The sequence below is a fragment of the Microbacterium sp. 1S1 genome, assembly GCF_008271365.1.
In the GTDB taxonomy this organism is placed as follows: Bacteria; Actinomycetota; Actinomycetes; order Actinomycetales; family Microbacteriaceae; genus Microbacterium.
The window spans coordinates 2,439,633-2,457,170 of the sequence record NZ_CP043430.1 but is presented as its reverse complement, the minus strand read 5'-3'; the positions used below and the strand labels follow the sequence as shown (position 1 = coordinate 2,457,170).

Sequence of the window (17,538 nt, the reverse complement as noted above, 5' to 3'; positions counted from 1 at the left end):
GGGCTCGCATGCTGAAAACATGAACCGCCTCGCACTCACACTCGTCACGGCTCTGGCCCCTGCGGCGTGGGGCACGACGTACCTCGTCACGACGGAGTTGCTCCCCGCCGGCCATCCGCTCCTCGCCGGCCTCCTCCGCTCGCTCCCCGCGGGCTTCCTCGCGGTGCTGCTGGCGCGGCGTCTGCCCCACGGGGCGTGGTGGGGCAAGACCCTCGCGCTCGGTGCCCTCAACATCGGAGCGTTCTTCCCGCTGCTGTTCCTCGCGGCCGAACGCCTCCCCGGTGGGGTGGCCGCCGCCGTCGCCGGAGCGCAGCCCCTGATCGTGCTGGGGCTTGGGGCGCTCGTCCTCGGAGAACGCATCCGGCCGGTATCCGCTGCGGCAGCCGTGGTCGGGGCGGGTGGCGTCGCCCTCGTCGTCCTCGGCCCCGCTGCGGCACTGGATCTCTGGGGCCTCATCGCGGCTCTCGCCGGGGTGACGGCGACCGGCCTCGGGATGATCCTCACCAAGCGCTGGGGACGCCCCTCCGGCGTCGGCCCCGTGGCCTACGCGGGCTGGCAGCTCACCGCGGGAGGGATGCTGCTCCTCCCCCTCACCTTTGCGGTCGAGGGCCCGCCTCCTCCCCTCGACGCAGGCGCGCTCCTCGGCTACCTCTGGCTTGCGACCGCGGGAGGGATCATCGCCTACACGCTGTGGTTCCGCGGTATCCAGCGTCTGCCAGTGATCGTGCCCGGCCTCCTCGCACTGCTCTCACCGGTCGTCGCGACACTGCTCGGCGTCCTCGTCGCCGGCGAGAGCTTCACCCTGGTCCAGGTGGCGGGCATCGTGATCACGCTCGCCGCCCTCGTCGGCGGGCAGTTCGTGGCGCGACCGCGAGGCACGCCGGCGACCGCGGGCGACCCTTCGGCCGCACCGGTGGCACTGCGCTGAGTTCGCCGCCGCTCAGTTCTTGCCGAAGAGCTTCTGGATCTCGGCGAGGTCCGCCTCCGACGGTGCCGCGCCGCCCCCACCCAGGCCGAAGCCCGAGCCGGTCGGAGCCGACGAGGCCGCGAGGCCGGCGTTCTCCGCCGCACGCTTCGCGGGGTTCCCCGAGCGGGAGCGGTTACCGCCGCCGCCCTTGCCCTTCTTGCCTCGCTTCGACGAGGCACCGGGCTTTCCCATGCCGGGGACCGGGCCCATGCCCGGAATGTTCGGCGTGCCACCGCGCGCAACCGTCTTCATCATCTTCGCCGCCTGCTCGAAACGCTGCACGAGCTGGTTCACGTCGGTGACGGTCATCCCGGAACCGCGCGCGATGCGAAGTCGACGCGACCCGTTGAGGATCTTCGGGTTGCGACGCTCGACAGGCGTCATCGAGCGGATGATGGCCTCGGTGCGATCGATCTCGCGCTCGTCGAAGTCTTCGAGCTGCTGCTTCATCTGGCCCATGCCCGGGAGCATCCCGAGCATCTTCTTCATCGAGCCCATCTTCTTCATCTGCTGGAGCTGCTCGAGGAAGTCCTCCAGGGTGAAGGCCTCGTTCGCGAGCTTCTCCGCGACCTTGCGCGCCTCCTCCTCGTCGAAGGCCTGCTGGGCCTGCTCGATGAGGGTCAGGATGTCACCGAGGTCGAGGATGCGGCTCGCCATACGGTCGGGGTAGAACGGCTCGAGGTCTTCCAGCCGCTCACCCGTGGAGGCGAAGATGATCGGACGACCGGTGACCGAGGCGACGGACAATGCCGCTCCACCTCGGGCATCGCCGTCGAGCTTCGAGAGCACGACGCCGGTGAAGTCGACGCCCTCCTGGAAGGCCTTCGCGGTGTTGACCGCGTCCTGACCGATCATCGCATCGATGACGAACAGCACCTCGTCCGGGTCGACGGCCTTGCGGATGTCCGCGGCCTGCTTCATGAGCTCGGCGTCGACGCCGAGGCGACCGGCGGTGTCGATGATGACGACGTCATGCTGCTGGCGGCGGGCGTACTCGACCCCGTCGCGCGACACCTTGACCGGGTCACCCACACCGTTGCCCGGCTCGGGGGCGTACACCGTGGCCCCGGCCTGCTCGGCGACGACCTGGAGCTGGTTCACGGCGTTCGGACGCTGGAGGTCGGCGGCGACGAGGAGCGGCGTGTGGCCTTCTCCTTCGAGCTGCTTGGCCAGCTTGCCGGCGAACGTCGTCTTTCCCGATCCCTGAAGGCCCGCGAGCATGATCACGGTCGGCGCGGTCTTGGCGAACTGCAGACGCCGTTGCTCGCCACCGAGGATCTGGACGAGCTCCTCGTTGACGATCTGCACCACCTGCTGCGCGGGGTTCAGCGCCTTGTTGACCTCGTCGCCGAGCGCGCGCTCGCGCACCCTGGCCGTGAAATCCTTGACGACCGCGAGCGCGACGTCGGCGTCGAGCAGAGCGCGACGGATCTCGCGCACCGTGCCGTCGACGTCGGCGGCGGTGAGCTTTCCCTTCGTGCGCAGGTTGCGGAAGGTGTCGGTGAGCCGATCGGAGAGCGTGCCAAAGGTAGCCATGGTGCCTACGATTCTACGTGAGCGGAGCCTCCACGCTCAGCGCGGCGCGGAGCTGCTCCTTGGCGCGCTGGTACCGCCCTCTCGCCGTGGACGCCGGGACGCCGAGCAGCGCGGCCGCGTCGGACAGGGTGAACCCGTCCCAGTGCACCAGCCGCACGATCTCAGCGAGGTCCGGACCGAGGCGCGCGATGGCATCGCGCACCTCCGAGCCGCCGTCCGCCGGCGGCGCGTGCAGCGGGCTGTCGTCTCCCTGTCCACGCATGCGGTCCTGCAGGGCGCGCCGTCGCCGCTCGCCCCGCGTGTGGTTGAGCAGGGTCTTCCGCGCGACGCCGAACAGCCACATCCGCGCGCGTTCGGGGTCGTCCGGAAGACGCCGGACACGCCGCCAGGCGACGACCATCGTCTCGCCGAGCAGGTCGCCGGCGTCATCCGACCCGACCCGACGCGCGAGATAGGCCAGGAGATCCGGGGCGCACGCTTCGAACGCGGCGACCAGCGCCGCGTCGTCGGCTCGACTGCTCACTCGCCGCTCCCGGTTTCGTCGTCGCAGTGCACCTGGGAGTGGGATTCGGCTCCGGGGATCGGCCCGAACCCGTGCTCCTCGAGTTCGGCGTGGAGCGCCTCGTTCAACGCACCCTCGTGAGCCATCCAGGCCCGTGTGTCCGCTGCGTTCCGATCGGTCGCCGGAACACCCGCGGCCTCGTCGGCCTGCTCGTGCATCCGCAACTGGCCGTCCACGTAGGGCGCAGCCTCCGCCTCCACATCCGCCGAGGCGAACCACTGATCGACCACACGATCGACATCGGCCTGGATCAGCGGGTTGTGCGTGTCCAGGCGGCTGAAGCGGATCTCGCACTCGCCCCAGGTCGGCGCGGTGAACCGGTAGCTCCGTGCGGGGTCCTCCAAACCGTCACCCCAGAGCCAGTCGGAGGATGCGGTCGCCACCCCGGCACCGCCCACCAGGACCACGGCCGTCACGGCGGCGATCGCACCGCGCGACCGGAGTCGGGGACGCGCGCGCCGACGGGACGCGTCGATCATCGCCCGCAGCTCGTGTCGAGCGAGGGTGGGAGTGGGCGGCGTCGAGCCATCCAGCAGGTCGTCCAGCGGATCCGGGGTCATGGTGTCCTCCTCGTCAGGGATGCCTTCATCACTGACCTGTCCGGCCGACGCCGATCCGTCCGCGGGTCACTCCCCCCAGGGCAGATCGTGGACCCGGGCGAGGGCTTCACGGAGCACGGATTCTGGGGTCCCGCGCCCGGCGCCCTCCTCCGCCCACACCCGAAGAGCGGACAGCACTGCGGCAGCCTGCGCGGCGCCGAGCACGTCGGCGCGCATGACGTCGATCCCGGCGGCGCATGCAGCGCGGGAGACGGCGGCCGACAGGCGCGCCAGCCGGAGTCCCGTGTCTCGCACCAGCTCCTCTTCCAGCGCCATGGCCGCCGCGTTCCGCAGTGCCAGGGCGAGCGGATCCGGCGCGAAGTCCTGCACGACCCCCTGGAGGATCGCCCGCACCCGCTCTCCTGTCGCATCACGCCCGAGAGCATCCAGAGCTCTGATCGCGACGCCGATGCGCTCATCGATGCCGGACCACAGGACGTCGCTCTTGGACGTGAAGTAGTTGAAGAAGCTCGACCGACTCACGCCGGCACGCTGCGTGATGTCGGCGACGGAGGTCGCGTCGTAGCCGCGCTCGAGGAAGAGCTCGCAGGCGGCCTCGGCGAGGGTCTCGCGAGATGAGGCCTTGGGGCGGCCGGCGCGACCAGTCCGATTCATGCCTTCACGCTACCGCGGCGCGCCGTATCGCCGTGAGGGATGTATTGTTGGACGCAATCCATGTATTCGAGGGAAGCGACGACGCATGCTCGACATCCTCACCCCGGGCTTCGTGCCCACTCCCGTCCCCTACACCGAGGGGTGGGAGCTGCAACGCCGCGTGCACGCGGACGTCGTCTCCGGCGCCCGGCCGGATACGCTGCTCCTGCTCGAGCACGCCGCCGTGTACACCGCGGGTAAGCGCACGGAGCCGCACGAGCGCCCGCAGGACGGCACCCCCGTCATCGACGTCGACCGCGGCGGGAAGATCACGTGGCACGGGCCGGGTCAGCTCGTCGGCTACCCGATCTTCCGGCTCCCGGAGCCGATGGATGTGGTCGCGCACGTCCGGCGGCTGGAGCGGATCCTCATCGAGGTGCTCCGTCCCTTCGGCGTCGACGGCCACCAGGTCGAGGGCCGGAGCGGCGTCTGGGTGCGTCGACCGCTGTCGGAGGACAAGGTGGCCGCGATCGGTGTGCGCGTGCAGCAGGGCGTCACCATGCACGGCTTCGCCGTCAACTGCGACAACAGCCTCGCGCCCTTCCGCGACATCATCCCTTGCGGCATCACGGACGCCGGAGTGACGACGGTGAGCGAGGTGTCCGGGCGCGTGGTCGGCCCGCTCGACCTCGTCGACGCCGTGCGTGACGCCTTCCGTGCCGCACACACCGCAGCCGACCTGACAGGAGTCCCGGCATGACCGCCGCACCCGAGGGGCGCAAGCTCCTTCGCCTCGAGATCCGCAACGCCGAGACGCCGATCGAGCGGAAGCCCGAGTGGATCAAGACCAAGGCGAAGATGGGGCCGGAATACTCCGCCTTGCACTCGCTCGTCAAGAGCGAGGACCTGCACACGGTGTGCCAGGAGGCCGGCTGCCCGAACATCTATGAGTGCTGGGAGGACCGGGAGGCGACCTTCCTCATCGGCGGCTCCCAGTGCACGCGCCGCTGCGACTTCTGCCAGATCGACACGGGAAAGCCCGCTGATTACGACACCGACGAGCCGCGACGCGTGGCCGAGAGCGTGCAGCGAATGAACCTCCGATACGCGACCGTCACGAGCGTGGCCCGCGACGACCTCCCCGACACCGGGGCCTGGCTCAACGCCGAGACGGTGCGCAAGATCCACGAGCTGAACCCGAACACCGGCGTGGAGCTGCTGGCCAACGAGCACAACGCGGACCCGGCCTTCCTGGGCCAGATCTTCGATGCCCGTCCGGAGGTGTTCGCGCACAACGTGGAGACCGTGCCCCGCATCTTCAAGCGCATCCGGCCGGCCTTCCGCTACGAGCGCTCCCTCAACGTTCTCACGCAGGCCCGCGACGCCGGACTCATCACGAAGTCGAACCTCATTCTCGGCATGGGCGAGGAGCCGGAGGAGGTCGTCCAGGCGCTGCAGGACCTCCACGATGCCGGCTGCGACATCATCACCATCACCCAGTACCTCCGCCCGACCCCGCGTCATCTCCCGGTGTCGCGGTGGGTGAAACCGGCCGAGTTCGTCGAGTTCAAGGAGGAGGCGGAGCGGATCGGCTTCCTCGGGGTGCTGGCCGGTCCGCTGGTGCGCTCCTCGTACCGGGCCGGACGGCTCTGGGCGCAGTCGATGACCTCGAAGGGGCGCGAGATCCCCCCGCACCTCGCGCACATCGCGGAGAGCGCCGACCTCGGCTTCGCGCAGGCGGTCTGACGCGCGGCGGTCAGTCGGCGCTCATGACCGACTGCACGCTGCCGTCGGAACCCAGGTTGACCAGGAGCACGTCGTCGGTGGCGCTGTCGTCGAGCGCGTACTCCAGGACGGCGAACGGTTCGGACCCACCGTGCTCGTCCGCGAGGATCGTCATGCTCATCAGGCGCAGGGATCGAATGATGTCGACGGCCGCGTCGCCGGACACGTCGATGAGGACGTCGGGGAGGTCGTCGCCGAACACCTCCTGCTGCTGCAGGATGTACTCGGTCACCTCGCTCGTGCGGTCGTCGACCTCGGCGAGCATCCCGCGCCGCGCGGTCGCGTCCACGTTCTCGAGACCCGCGATGAGTCCCGCAGCGATATCGAGGGCGTCGGCGGACACGTCGTCCTGGTCCGGGGCCGTCAGGTCGACCGTCACGCTCTGGTCGCCGAGCTCGACCGTCTCCGACCAGAAGATCGAGCCGTCGGGGCCCGACGACAGCAGTCCGAAGTAGTCGTGTTCGATCGCCATAACGCTATGAAACCAGCCTGGTGCCCGGGGCGGTAGCCCTGTGTCAGCCGACCAGCGCCTGCACGAACACGTGCGGCGTGAAACCGGTCAGATCGTCGATGCCCTCGCCCTGTCCGAGGAGCTTCACCGGGATGCCCGTGCGCTCCTGCACCGCGAGTACGAAGCCGCCCTTGGCGGACCCGTCGAGCTTGGTGAGCACGAGTCCCGTGACGCCGGCGTGCTGCAGGAAGGTCTCCGCCTGCATGACGCCGTTCTGCCCCGTCGTCGCGTCGAGGACCAGGAGCACCTCGCTGATCGGTGCCTGCTTCTCGATGACGCGGCGGATCTTGCCCAGCTCGTCCATGAGGCCGCCCTTGGTGTGCAGGCGTCCCGCCGTGTCGATGATGGCGATCTCCATGCCTTCACGCTTCGCGTACTCGACGGTCTGGAAGGCGACGGACGCGGGGTCCTGGCCCTCCTGCTGCGGTCGGACGATCGCCGCGCCCCCGCGCTGAGCCCAGGTGGCGAGCTGGTCGACGGCGGCGGCACGGAAGGTGTCGGCAGCGCCGACGACCACGCTCCGCTGGTAACCGCGGAGGAACTTCGTGAACTTCCCGATCGTCGTCGTCTTGCCCACGCCGTTCACGCCGACCACGAGGACCACGGCGGGGCGCTCGGTCAGCTTGAGCGTGGTGTCGAACTTGGCGAAGTGTTCCTCCAGGGTCTCCCGCAACATGCGCTGAAGGTCCTTGGGGTCGGTGGTGCGGTACTTCGCGACCTTGTCGCGCAGCTCTTCGACGATGCGCTCGCTGATGTCGGGGCCGAAGTCCGCCGTGATCAGTGCCGTCTCCAGGTCTTCCCACGTCGTCTCGTCGATGGTGGGCTTCACGAACATGCCGCGCAGCGCGCGACCGAGAGACCAGGACTTCTCTGCCATGCGTCCAGCCTACGGGTAGCATCCAGGGATGCACCGCGCGCCGCTCCCGCACCGGGTGTTCCTCCACGGCGCCGGGAGGCGCGGCACCGCCGCATGGCCCTCGCAGGATCCGGAATCGGGGACCTTCCTCAGCTTCCCGCCGGAGTCATCCGTCGACGCACAGGCGCGCGCTCTCGTCGAGGGAGAGCGCGACCGGAGGCCGATCCTGTTCGCCCACTCCATCGGCGCGGTGACCGCCGTCCGCGCCGTCGCCGACGGCCTGCGGGTGTCCGGCCTCGTCCTCGTCGAGCCCGCCCTGTACGACATCGCCCGCGGTGACGCACCGATCGAGCGGCATATCGCCGTGGTGACGGAGGCGCGCTCACGCGCGGCCGAGGACGACCTCTTCGGCTTCTGGTCGATCCTGCGCCCGCTCATGTTCGGCGGCCCCTCCACGCGGAGCCGCTGGGAGGACGAGCGCGCCGTCGCCCGGCATTGGGCGACGACGAACCTTCCGTGGGGACACGGCATCAGGGCACGCGCCCTCCACGGCGTCCCGATGCTCGCGGTCACCGGCGGCTGGAACGAGGAGTACGAGCTCATCGCCCGACGGCTCGTTGACGTCGGGGCTGACCACATCGTGCTCTCCGGATACGCTCACCGTCCCCAGGATCACCCCGACTTCCCCACCGCCGTCACCGCGTTCGAACGGTCCCTCACGATGTGACCCGCTCCGGTCCACCTGATCACAGGTTCGGAGACCGCAGGCGACACGCCGGACTCTGCCGGCGACACGCCGGGTGGTGGCCATGATCTCCGCAGTTGTGCGCGGGCCTCGACGGCGGAGCGAGTCAGACAGCGGCGGCGGCGCGGTCGCCGACGCGCTGACCGACCACGGCGGAGACGCCGTCTTGACGCATCGACACACCATAGAGGGCGTCGGCGATCTCCATCGTCCGCTTCTGGTGCGTGATGACGAGGAGCTGAGAGCTCTCGCGCAGCTGCTCGAAGACCGTGAGGAGCCGCCCGAGGTTCGCGTCGTCCAGCGCGGCCTCGACCTCGTCGAGGATGTAGAACGGGCTGGGACGCGCCTTGAAGATCGCCACCAGCAGCGCCACCGCGGCCAGAGACCGCTCACCGCCGGACAACAGCGACAGTCGCTCGATCTTCTTCCCCACGGGACGGACCGAGACCTCGATCCCCGTGGTCAGCATGTTCTCCGGATCGGTCAGGGAGATGCTGCCGGTGCCGCCGGGAAACAGCAGCGGGAAGACCTGGCCGAACGCCTCCTTGGTGTCCTCGAACGCGCTGGCGAAGATCGTCTGCATGCGCTCGTCGAGGTCGGCGATGATCGTCAAGAGGTCCTGCCGGGTCTGCGTCAGGTCCGCGAGCTGCGTGGTGAGGAACGCGTGGCGCTGCTCCAGGGCCGCGAATTCCTCCAGCGCGAGCGGGTTCACCCGGCCGAGCTGGGCGAGCTTCCGCTCGGCGTCCGCCAGCCGCCGCTGCTGGATACGTCGGTCGAACGGGATCGCCGTGTCGTCGAGCTCGCCGTCGGCCGGTTCCGCCCCCGGGTCCCGGGGTACGAGCTGGTCGGGACCGTACTCGGCGACGAGCACGTCCTCGTCCAACGAGAGCTCGGAGGATACGCGCTCCAACAGGCTGTGCAGATGGAGCTTCTTCTCGTGGATCTGCAGTTCCAGACCGTGCACGCTCTCTGTGAGCCCGGCCAGACGTTCCCGGAGCGAGGACTCCTGGGCGCGGAGAGCGACGAGCTCCTCGTTCTGCGCCGATCGAGCAGCCTCCGCCTCCGCCAACGCGACGCGCGCCTCGGTCACCGAACGGTCCAGGGAGTCGAGGATGCGCGGCAGCTCGTCCACCACTCCGGATGCCGCCTCGCGCTGTGCCCGACGGATCACGGCACGTCGCGCGGCCTCCGCCGCGGCGTCCCGCTCCTGCTCGCGCTGCCGCTCCAGCGCCGTCACCCGAGACTGCGCGGCACGCACGCGCTCACGCAGCGTCTCGACCTCCAAGCGTGCCGTCACCTCGCCCTCACGGGCACGCTCCAGCGCCTCCAGCAGCCCGTCGCGGGCCGAAGCGTCCAGGACCGGCCGGGGCGCGGCGATCGCGGCATCGAGCTCCGCCTTCGCGGCCTCCGCCTTCGCCTCCGCGTCGGCGACAGCGGACTGAGCCTGCGCGAGCCCGGTCTCGAGGCGGTCGCACTCAGCGACGGCGGCCTCGTGCCGCACGGTCACCTTGTTGACCTGCTCCGCGTGCGTCGCGAGGGCCGCATCGTGCTCGCGCAGTGCGCGGAGCGCGTCCTTCGCCTGACGCCGCGTCTCCTCGACCGCCTCGTCGGCGTCGATGCGCGCCTCGCGCAAGGAGTCGACGACGATCTGGATCTCGGTGAGCCGCTCGGTCGCGGCATCGCGCTCCGCGGCGAGTTCGAGGCGAGAGCGCTCCCCTCCGGAGCCGGTCCGCAGCGTCTGGGCGGTGATGACGTCGCCCCCGGTCGTCACGATCGTGGTCGCGGTGTCGCCGTCGGCGTCGAGAACGCGCCGTGCGGCCCGCGCCGCATCGAGGTCGTCGGCGATGAGCACATGCGTCAGGATCCCGAGAACGCCGTCCGGCGCGGTCACCGTCTCGGTCGCCGCGATGACGCCGCCGACGGCCGGGTGCGGCGCCCGCTCCCGCGGGGCGTCGGCGACCACGAAGTCGACCACCCCACGGCGGCGCTCCGCGGCCTCCGCCGCCAGGATGAACGCATCCTCCGCGGAACCGACCAGCACGCCCTCGGCCAGCGGACCGAGCACGGCCGCGATCGCTGCTTCGTATCCCGCCCGCACCTGCACGGCATCGCCGACGAGACCGCGGATTCCGGGGCCGCCCTCCGCGACGATCTCGGCGGCACCTCCCGACAGCGACAGCGCACTGCTCAACGCGGCGGCCTTCGCCGTGAGGGCGTCCACCTCGCGCTCCGCAGCGTGCAGACGCTCGCGAAGGCTCTCCCGTTCCGCCTCCGCCGCCGTCGCCGCACGCTGGGCGCTCTCGTAGGCGGCGGCATACTCGACCGCCGTGCCCTCCGGCGCCTCCGCGTCGTCGATCGCCTCCAGCGCCTCTTCGGCCTCACGCCGTCGAGCGTGTGCGGCTTCAAGGGCGTTCTCCTGACGGAGGACCGCGCCCCGAACGGCGGCCAATGCCGAGGCGGCCGCGTCGGCGTTCCCGCGCAGGGCGGAGACCCGCATGTCGTACTCGGAGACGAGCGCACTCTGCTCCGCGATGTCCACGTCGAGGGTGTCGAGCTCGGCTCGGGCGTTCACGACCTCCCGGCCGGCGGCGGCCGCCGCGTCCTGGGCATCGCCGAGACCGGAGGAGATCGACTCGATATCCTCCTTCGCTTCGTCGATCGTCGCCTGCGTGACGGTCACCGCGGTGACGGCCGCGTCATCCTCCTCAGAGCCGAGGAGCGCGAGGCGTTGATTGGCGAGCGTGTACAGGCCGCGCATCCGCTCCTGCACCTGCTCGAGGCCGAAGGCGATACGGCGTGCCTCGTCCACGGCGACGGAGTTCTGGTCCTTCTCGAGCCGGGCGATGCCGGCGCGTACGGTCTCCGCCTGGTCGGTCAGCACGAGCCGTTCGGTGTGCCGTTCCTGCTCCGTCCGCGTGTGGTCGGCGAGGGCGGTGCGCAGCGCGACGACGTCATCGGCGAACAGGCGCGCCTTGGCGTCCCGCACCACCGCGGCGATCGTCTGTGCCTCCCGGGCGATCTCGGCCTGACGACCGAGCGGTTTGAGCTGACGACGGATCTCCCCGGCGAGGTCGCTCAACCGCGTGAGGTTGGCCTCCATCGCGTCGAGCTTGCGAAGGGTCTTCTCCTTCCGCCGACGGTGCTTGAGGATGCCGGCCGCTTCCTCGATGAAGCCGCGGCGGTCCTCGGGCGACGCCTGCAGGACGGTGTCGAGCCGTCCCTGACCGACGATGACGTGCATCTCCCGACCGAGTCCCGAGTCGCTGAGCAGTTCCTGCACGTCGAGCAGGCGGCAGCTCTCGCCGTTGATGGCGTACTCGCTGGAACCGTTACGGAAGAGCGTGCGGCTGATCGTCACTTCGGCATATTCGATCGGCAGCGCGCCGTCGGCGTTGTCGATCGTGAGCTGCACCTCAGCGCGCCCGAGCGGACCGCGAGTCGAGGTGCCCGCGAAGATGACGTCCTCCATCTTCCCGCCGCGGAGGGTCTTCGCGCCCTGCTCCCCCATCACCCAGGCGAGGGCATCGACGACGTTCGACTTGCCGGAGCCGTTGGGGCCGACGATGCACGTGACACCGGGCTCGAACACGAAGCTCGTGGGCTGGGCGAACGATTTGAATCCCTTGAGCGTCAGGCTCTTCAGGTGCATGGGGCGGCCGCTCGTCCAGGGAGATTCACGCGGCTACGCTACCGGAATTCCGCGGAACGGCCGGTATCCCGCGCGGTCGCAGCGAAGCTTCGGTCCAGCGCGACACGCCGGTTTTAGCACGAATTGCTTGACGATCGGCTGAGAGTTTCGCTACGGTGGCCTCCGGATCGCCACACGAAAGGAGGTTACCGATGATGATCACTCAGCACACCGCAGAGGTCTTTGGCCTCGCCGCGCCCGCGCACTCCGCGCCGCGCCACGCGGCATCGGTGACCGCCGGCGTCCGTCACGGCTCGCTCGGCTAGAACCGCAGCCTGGGAACGCAGGCCCGATCCGGGCCTTCTCCCGCCTGTTCTGTCGCGTCCCACCCTCTGATCCGTCGGATCATGGATCCCCGCCGCCTCCGGCCCCCGCTCTCCGCGGCTCCGTAGGCGCTGCTCTCGTCCGCACCCGCCGCGGCCGACGACTCGGTCCTGACGTGGTGCTTCCGCACCCCATCCATCCCTTTCGAAGGAACCACCGTGAACATCACGCTGTCACGCAGCATTACCCATCCGCCCGATACCGAGGACCGCGAGGTCCTCCAGATCCCCCGCGACGACGAGCTCGATCAGCTCCGTGTCGCGGACCGCCTCTCGCTCCGAATCGGCCTCTGGCTGCTTCAGCGGGCGCAGCGGCCCCGACGTCCGCGCCGGACGTGGATCGTCGAGCCCGGCGACCTGTTCCTCGTCGGAGAGCAGCGTCACCGCTCGGCCGCGGAATCGCACGCCCTCCTCCTGTACGACATGCAGCGCGGAATGCGCTGACCGGGCGATGACGACCGCATCGACGCCGACCCGGCGCCCGTCCGCTCACCTGCGGACGGGCGCCGGGGCAACCGGCACCTCCTCCTCCCTCCGACACGAAGGACCTGACATGACGACCGCCGCACTGACGATCACGCCGTTGATCGTCCCGGCCACACTCGCCGATGCGAACGCCGCGGACTTCCGCGCGTACGGCGCCCTGAACCGACAGATCTGCGACGAGCAGGTCGGCCTGCCCGACCTCGCCCCGGACGCCGCGCAGCTGCTTCCGGACTGGCAGGACGACACCGATTCGCTCGACCTCGGCTTCGTGGCCCGCGAAGAAGACGCGATCGTCGGCATGGTGACCGTCTCCTTCGCGCAGGAGACCGAGGCGAACGCCGCGGAGATCGATCTCCTCGTCCCGTCCGCACACTGGGGGCGAGGCGTCGAGGAGGCCCTGCTCGCCCGCGCCGAGACCGAGGCCCAGACACGGGGACGGACTGTTCTGCAGATGTGGACCCTGCATCGCCCCGAAGAGGGGGAGCGCATGCTCGTACCGCGGACCGGGTGGGGACGGATTCCGGCTACCGCCGAGAGCGATCTCGTCGCCGCGCACGGCTACACGCTCGAACAGGTCGAGCGGAACAGCGAGTTGGACCTGCGGGCCGACAGCGCACCCCTTCGCGCTGCCCTGCGCGCGGCCCTCGCTGCGGCAGGACCGGATTACCGCATCGTCGAATGGCTCCTTCCCACTCCCCCGGAACTCCGAGACGGCTACGCGTCCGTCCTCGCTCGGCTGTCGACCGACGCCCCGAGCGGCGACATGGACTTCGTGGCCGAGGTGTGGAATGCCGACCGCGTCATCCGCCGGGACGCACGGCTGACCGCGGCCGGCCAGACGGTCTCCGTCGTGGCGGTGGAGCACGTTCCCTCCGGCACGCTCGTCGCGTACAACGAGCTGCTGATCGGCGCGGAGAAGACCGGGACCACCCACCAGTTCGGGACCCTGGTCGCGAAGGACCATCGCGGTCACCGGCTCGGCACGATCGTCAAGTGCGCCAACCTCCTGCGCTGGCGGGAGCTCGTTCCCGGGTCGACCGTGGTCTCCACCTTCAATGCGGAGGAGAACCGCCCGATGCTCGACATCAACGAGGCGATCGGCTTCGTGCCCGTGTCGTACGCCGGAGCGTGGCAGAAGAAGATCTGACGACGAGCGGCGGCCGTCATCCTCCCGGATGACGGCCGCCGCTCAGCTTCATCCGCCGGACCGACGACGCGGACACGGGCCCACGACGAGGCTGGGAACATGAACGCTCCCGTGATCGAAGCCCACGCCCTCGTGAAAACCTACGGCGTCACCCACGCCCTCGCCGGTGTCGACCTCGCGGTGCACCGCGGCGAGTCCGTCGCCATCATGGGCGCATCGGGCTCGGGAAAGACGACGCTCCTGCATGTGCTGGCGGGCATCACCGCACCGGACAGCGGCCGCGTGGTCTTCCACCCCTCGACGGGCGCGGCCATCGACGTGACGGCGCTGGGTGAGGCGGCGCGATCCCGGCTGCGTCGCGAGCGCTTCGGGTTCGTCTTCCAGCAGGGACTGCTGATCCCCGAGCTGACGGCGGTGGAGAACGTCGCGCTCGCCTCGATGATCAACGGCGTCGCCAAGAAGGACGCGCTCCCCCACGCGGCGTCGTGGCTCGCGGCGCTGGGTCTCGGCGGCCTGGAGGAACGGCGCATCGGCGAACTGTCGGGAGGACAGGCCCAGCGGGTGGCCATCGCGCGCGCCCAGGCGACGGGGGCGGACCTCGTCTTCGCGGACGAGCCGACCGGAGCCCTGGACTCGCACACCTCCGCCGAGGTCATGGATGCGCTCCTGTGGTCGACGACGGGGCAGGGCCGCACCCTCATCGTCGTGACGCACGATGCCGACGTCGCCGCGCGGTGCACCCGCACCGTTGCGGTCCGGGACGGCCGCATCCTCGGATCGGCGGTGAACGCGTGAACCTCTCCGTACTCGGTCTGCTCCTGCGCCCCGCTCCCGGACAGCGAAGCGTCCTCGCGCTGCCGATCACCGCCTTCGGTGTCGTCACGGCCCTCGTCCTCACCGTCATCGGCGGAGCCCAGGCCTTCTGGACGTGGACAGACACGGAGGCCGTCCTCTATCAGGGCCTCGCCGCCATCGCCCTCGTCCTCCTCGTCGTCCCCCTGACCTCCCTCGGCGGTGCCGCCGCCCGGCTGTCGGCGCGACGGCGCGACGAGCGTCTGTCGACGCTGCGGCTGCTCGGCGTCACTCCCGGCGGGGTGACGACGGCGACCGTCGTCGAATCCGTGCTCGTCGCCGCGGCAGGTGCGGTGATCGGAGTGGGCGGCCACCTGGCGCTGAGCCCGCTCATCGGTCTGATTCCCTTCCGCGGCGAGCCGCTCGGCCTCCCCGCCGTCGTGCTTCCTCCGGTGATGATCGCCGCCGTCGTGGCAGGCGTGCTCGTGCTCGCCGCCGGAAGCGCCATCGTGGGGCTGCGCCGCGTCGTGATCTCGCCACTCGGCGTCCGTACGCGGACGGCCCCGACGAACGTGCATTGGATCCGCGCCGTGATCGCGGTCGTCGGCATCGCCCTCGCCTTCGCTCTCATCAAGGTCTTCCCCATGATCGGCGGGGTCGTGGCGACGATCGCCGTCGTCAGCGCCATGTTCGCTCTCGCGCTGAGCGTTCTCAACCTGCTCGGCCCGTGGGTCCTGAAGGTCTCGGCGGGACGCCAGCTCCGTCGGGCAGAGCGTCCGGAGCGGCTGCTGGCCGCACGGCTCGTGCTCGACTCGCCGAAAGCCGCCTGGCGTCAGGTCGGCGGCATCGCGATGGCGAGCTTCATGGCCGTCTTCGCGGGCACCGGCGTCGCCCTCTTGGACACGATCGGGGCTGGCGACGATCCTTCCAGCATCACGCTCGCGGAGGACATCCGCACCGGGCTCATCATCACCCTCATCGGTTCGTTCCTGATGGTGGCCGCGTCCGTCGGCGTGAACCAGGCGTCGGACGTCCTCGACAAGAGCGACCTCCACCACAGCCTGCACCACCTGGGTATGCCCGTCGAGACCGTCGACCGTGCTCGTCGTCGCGCCATCATGTCGCCGCTGCTGATCACGGCCCTGGGATCGGCGCTGTGCGCCGCCCTGCTGGTGTTCCCCCTGGTCGGGATCGCGCTCGTCGTCGCCCCGCTCTCGTTGATGACGATCGCGATCGTCGTGGCCGCCGGCATCGGCGTCGTGTGGGCGAGCACCTGGGCGACGCGTCCGCTGCTGGACCGGGCGTTCGCTCCGGCGTGACTCGCCGGATGTCCTCGCGGACCAGTCACCGCACCCGGACGGAGCGGACGTGTCGCCTGCTCCGGCTGCGCCGGATCAGCGCCTCCGCTGACAGCGCGGGCAGAAGTGCGACGAGCGGTTCATGAACGCCGCACGGGTGATCGGGGTCCCGCAGCGGGGGCAGGGCTTGCCGCCACGACCGTAGGCGTTCAGCGAGTGCGCGAAGTACCCGGCCTGCCCGTTGACGTTGACGTACTGGGCGTCGAAGCTCGTGCCGCCCTCGGCGAGAGCCTTCTGCAGGACCGATCGCACTTCCGCGAGCAGGCGATTCACGGCGCGGGTCGGCAGAGCGTCGGCCGGTGTCTCCGGATGGATGCGGGCCGCCCACAGCGACTCGTCGGCGTAGATGTTGCCGATGCCGCTCACGACACCCTGGTCCAGCAGCACCCGCTTGATCGCGCTGTGCCGCCGGGCGAGAGCGGCCCGGAAGACCCGGTCGTCGAAGAACGGGTCGAGCGGGTCGCGTGCGATGTGCGCGACCTGCGTCGGGATACGGGAGGGGCCGTCGGCGATGAGAGCGTCGACGGCGAGCGATCCGAACGTGCGCTGGTCCGCGAAGACGATGGCCAGCTCGCCATGCCGCGGGTGCTCGATGCCGAGGCGGACGCGCTCGTGCCGCTCGGTCGGGGCGTCGGGTGCGCGAAGCAGCATCTGCCCGCTCATGCCGAGGTGGGCGATCAGAGCGGAGTCGCCATCGTCCACGGGGAGCCAGAGGAACTTGCCGCGCCGCGCCGCCGCGGTGAAGCGGCGACCCTCCAGTCGCTGGACGAAGTCGGCAGCACCGGCGGTGTGTCGGGTGAGGGCGCGCTCGTCGAAGACGCTGACGCCCGTGATGACCGCATCCACGGCCGCCGGTGCGAGGCCGGAGCGGACGACCTCGACCTCGGGAAGCTCAGGCACGCTCGCTGAGCGTGCGCCAGGCACTCAGGGCAGCGGCCATCTCCGCCGTCTTCTTGCTGCTGCCGGCACCGGTCATGCGGACGTCGCCCACGGCCACGGTCGCCGTGAAGCGCCGGTCATGATCGGGTCCGCTCGCCTCGACGGAGTACTGTGGCGGCGTCGCGCCGAGGCGCGCAGCGAGTTCCTGCAGGCTCGTCTTCGGATCCATCGCCGCGCCGTACCGCTCGGGGTCGGCGAGCAGTGGCTCGGTCAGGCGTAGTACGAGGCTCGTCGCGGCCTCGGGGCCTGCGGACAGATAGGTGGCCCCGATGACGGCCTCCATCGTGTCCGCGAGGATCGAGTCCTTGTCGCGACCGCCGGTCTGCTCCTCACCGCGCCCGAGCAGCAGATGGCTGCCCAGGTCGATGCCACGAGCGACCTCGGCCAGGGCGACCGTCGACACGACGCTCGCGCGCCGCTTCGCCAGCTCCCCCTCGTCGAGCTCGGGATGCCGTGTGAAGAGCATGACCGTCACGGCCTGGCCCAGCACCGAGTCGCCCAGGAACTCGAGACGCTCGTTGTGCGGGATACCGCCGTGTTCGTACGCGTAGGAGCGATGGGTGAGGGCCAACTCCAGAAGCTCCGCGTCGATGTCGACGCGGAGCTTGTCTGGGAGAGGTCTCGTCCCCCCGGGGACCTCCGTCACGGTA

The 17,538-nt window shown here is 70.3% G+C and carries 17 protein-coding genes; 8 read left to right on the top strand and 9 right to left on the bottom strand.

The window, feature by feature from the left end; all coding sequences use genetic code 11:
- The first annotated feature begins 19 nt into the window (after positions 1–19).
- Positions 20–928, top strand: a complete 909-nt coding sequence (locus tag FY549_RS11855; RefSeq protein WP_149085202.1) for an EamA family transporter — start codon at positions 20–22, stop codon at positions 926–928.
- Positions 929–940: 12 nt separating this feature from the next.
- On the opposite strand, the gene ffh is transcribed toward FY549_RS11855, so the two are convergent.
- From ffh to FY549_RS11835, 4 genes are all read right to left on the bottom strand, one after another.
- Positions 941–2,503: a signal recognition particle protein gene (gene ffh, locus FY549_RS11850; RefSeq protein ID WP_149085201.1), complete on the bottom strand. Its 1,563-nt coding sequence runs from the start codon at positions 2,501–2,503 to the stop codon at positions 941–943.
- 13 nt (positions 2,504–2,516) lie between these two features.
- The gene (locus FY549_RS11845) at positions 2,517–3,026 is read right to left on the bottom strand and encodes an RNA polymerase sigma factor (RefSeq protein WP_149085200.1); all 510 of its coding nucleotides are present in this window, start codon (positions 3,024–3,026) and stop codon (positions 2,517–2,519) included.
- Complete coding sequence (locus tag FY549_RS11840) at positions 3,023–3,625, bottom strand: hypothetical protein (protein ID WP_149085199.1); 603 nt, start codon at positions 3,623–3,625, stop codon at positions 3,023–3,025. The genes FY549_RS11845 and FY549_RS11840 overlap by 4 nt, the downstream gene beginning before the upstream one ends.
- Positions 3,626–3,691: 66 nt before the next feature.
- Complete coding sequence (locus FY549_RS11835; RefSeq protein WP_149085198.1) at positions 3,692–4,279, bottom strand: TetR/AcrR family transcriptional regulator; 588 nt, start codon at positions 4,277–4,279, stop codon at positions 3,692–3,694.
- A gap of 85 nt (positions 4,280–4,364) precedes the next feature.
- Here FY549_RS11835 and lipB point away from each other — a divergent pair, with 85 nt between their 5' ends.
- Together lipB and lipA are read left to right on the top strand one after the other, a co-directional pair.
- Complete coding sequence (gene lipB / locus FY549_RS11830) at positions 4,365–5,018, top strand: lipoyl(octanoyl) transferase LipB (RefSeq protein ID WP_149085197.1); 654 nt, start codon at positions 4,365–4,367, stop codon at positions 5,016–5,018.
- A complete protein-coding gene (gene lipA / locus FY549_RS11825; RefSeq protein WP_149085196.1) occupies positions 5,015–6,004 on the top strand; it encodes a lipoyl synthase in 990 nt (329 codons plus the stop codon). The genes lipB and lipA overlap by 4 nt, the downstream gene beginning before the upstream one ends.
- A gap of 10 nt (positions 6,005–6,014) precedes the next feature.
- Here lipA and FY549_RS11820 read toward each other — a convergent pair whose 3' ends face one another.
- Together FY549_RS11820 and ftsY are read right to left on the bottom strand one after the other, a co-directional pair.
- On the bottom strand, positions 6,015–6,515 hold the full coding sequence (locus tag FY549_RS11820; RefSeq protein WP_060922216.1) for a DUF2004 domain-containing protein: 501 nt from the start codon (positions 6,513–6,515) through the stop codon (positions 6,015–6,017).
- Between the two features lie 43 nt (positions 6,516–6,558).
- Positions 6,559–7,431 (bottom strand): signal recognition particle-docking protein FtsY, encoded by an 873-nt coding sequence (gene ftsY / locus FY549_RS11815; RefSeq protein ID WP_149085195.1) that lies wholly within the window; start codon positions 7,429–7,431, stop codon positions 6,559–6,561.
- A 28-nt stretch (positions 7,432–7,459) separates the two neighbouring features.
- Between ftsY and FY549_RS11810 the strand changes: the two genes are divergently transcribed.
- Entirely contained in the window at positions 7,460–8,137 is a 678-nt protein-coding gene (locus FY549_RS11810; protein WP_149085194.1) for an alpha/beta hydrolase, read from the top strand.
- Positions 8,138–8,261: 124 nt separating this feature from the next.
- Here FY549_RS11810 and smc read toward each other — a convergent pair whose 3' ends face one another.
- On the bottom strand, positions 8,262–11,804 hold the full coding sequence (smc, locus tag FY549_RS11805) for a chromosome segregation protein SMC (RefSeq protein ID WP_149085193.1): 3,543 nt from the start codon (positions 11,802–11,804) through the stop codon (positions 8,262–8,264).
- Positions 11,805–12,325: 521 nt separating this feature from the next.
- On the opposite strand from smc, the gene FY549_RS11800 reads away from it, so the two are divergent.
- The 4 genes from FY549_RS11800 to FY549_RS11785 all read left to right on the top strand — a co-directional run bounded on the left by FY549_RS11800 (position 12,326) and on the right by FY549_RS11785 (position 15,910).
- On the top strand, positions 12,326–12,610 hold the full coding sequence (locus FY549_RS11800) for a hypothetical protein (protein WP_149085192.1): 285 nt from the start codon (positions 12,326–12,328) through the stop codon (positions 12,608–12,610).
- Between the two features lie 109 nt (positions 12,611–12,719).
- Positions 12,720–13,799, top strand: coding sequence for a GNAT family N-acetyltransferase (locus FY549_RS11795; RefSeq protein WP_149085191.1), 1,080 nt, complete (start codon positions 12,720–12,722; stop codon positions 13,797–13,799).
- Positions 13,800–13,898: 99 nt separating this feature from the next.
- Positions 13,899–14,594 (top strand): ABC transporter ATP-binding protein, encoded by a 696-nt coding sequence (locus FY549_RS11790; protein ID WP_149085190.1) that lies wholly within the window; start codon positions 13,899–13,901, stop codon positions 14,592–14,594.
- On the top strand, positions 14,591–15,910 hold the full coding sequence (locus tag FY549_RS11785; protein ID WP_149085189.1) for an FtsX-like permease family protein: 1,320 nt from the start codon (positions 14,591–14,593) through the stop codon (positions 15,908–15,910). Before FY549_RS11790 ends, FY549_RS11785 begins: the two co-directional genes overlap by 4 nt.
- A gap of 75 nt (positions 15,911–15,985) precedes the next feature.
- On the opposite strand, the gene mutM is transcribed toward FY549_RS11785, so the two are convergent.
- On the bottom strand, positions 15,986–16,849 hold the full coding sequence (gene mutM, locus FY549_RS11780; protein ID WP_025103321.1) for a bifunctional DNA-formamidopyrimidine glycosylase/DNA-(apurinic or apyrimidinic site) lyase: 864 nt from the start codon (positions 16,847–16,849) through the stop codon (positions 15,986–15,988).
- Positions 16,842–17,534: a ribonuclease III gene (gene rnc, locus FY549_RS11775; RefSeq protein WP_149085188.1), complete on the bottom strand. Its 693-nt coding sequence runs from the start codon at positions 17,532–17,534 to the stop codon at positions 16,842–16,844. Before rnc ends, mutM begins: the two co-directional genes overlap by 8 nt.
- Positions 17,535–17,538: the final 4 nt, after the last annotated feature.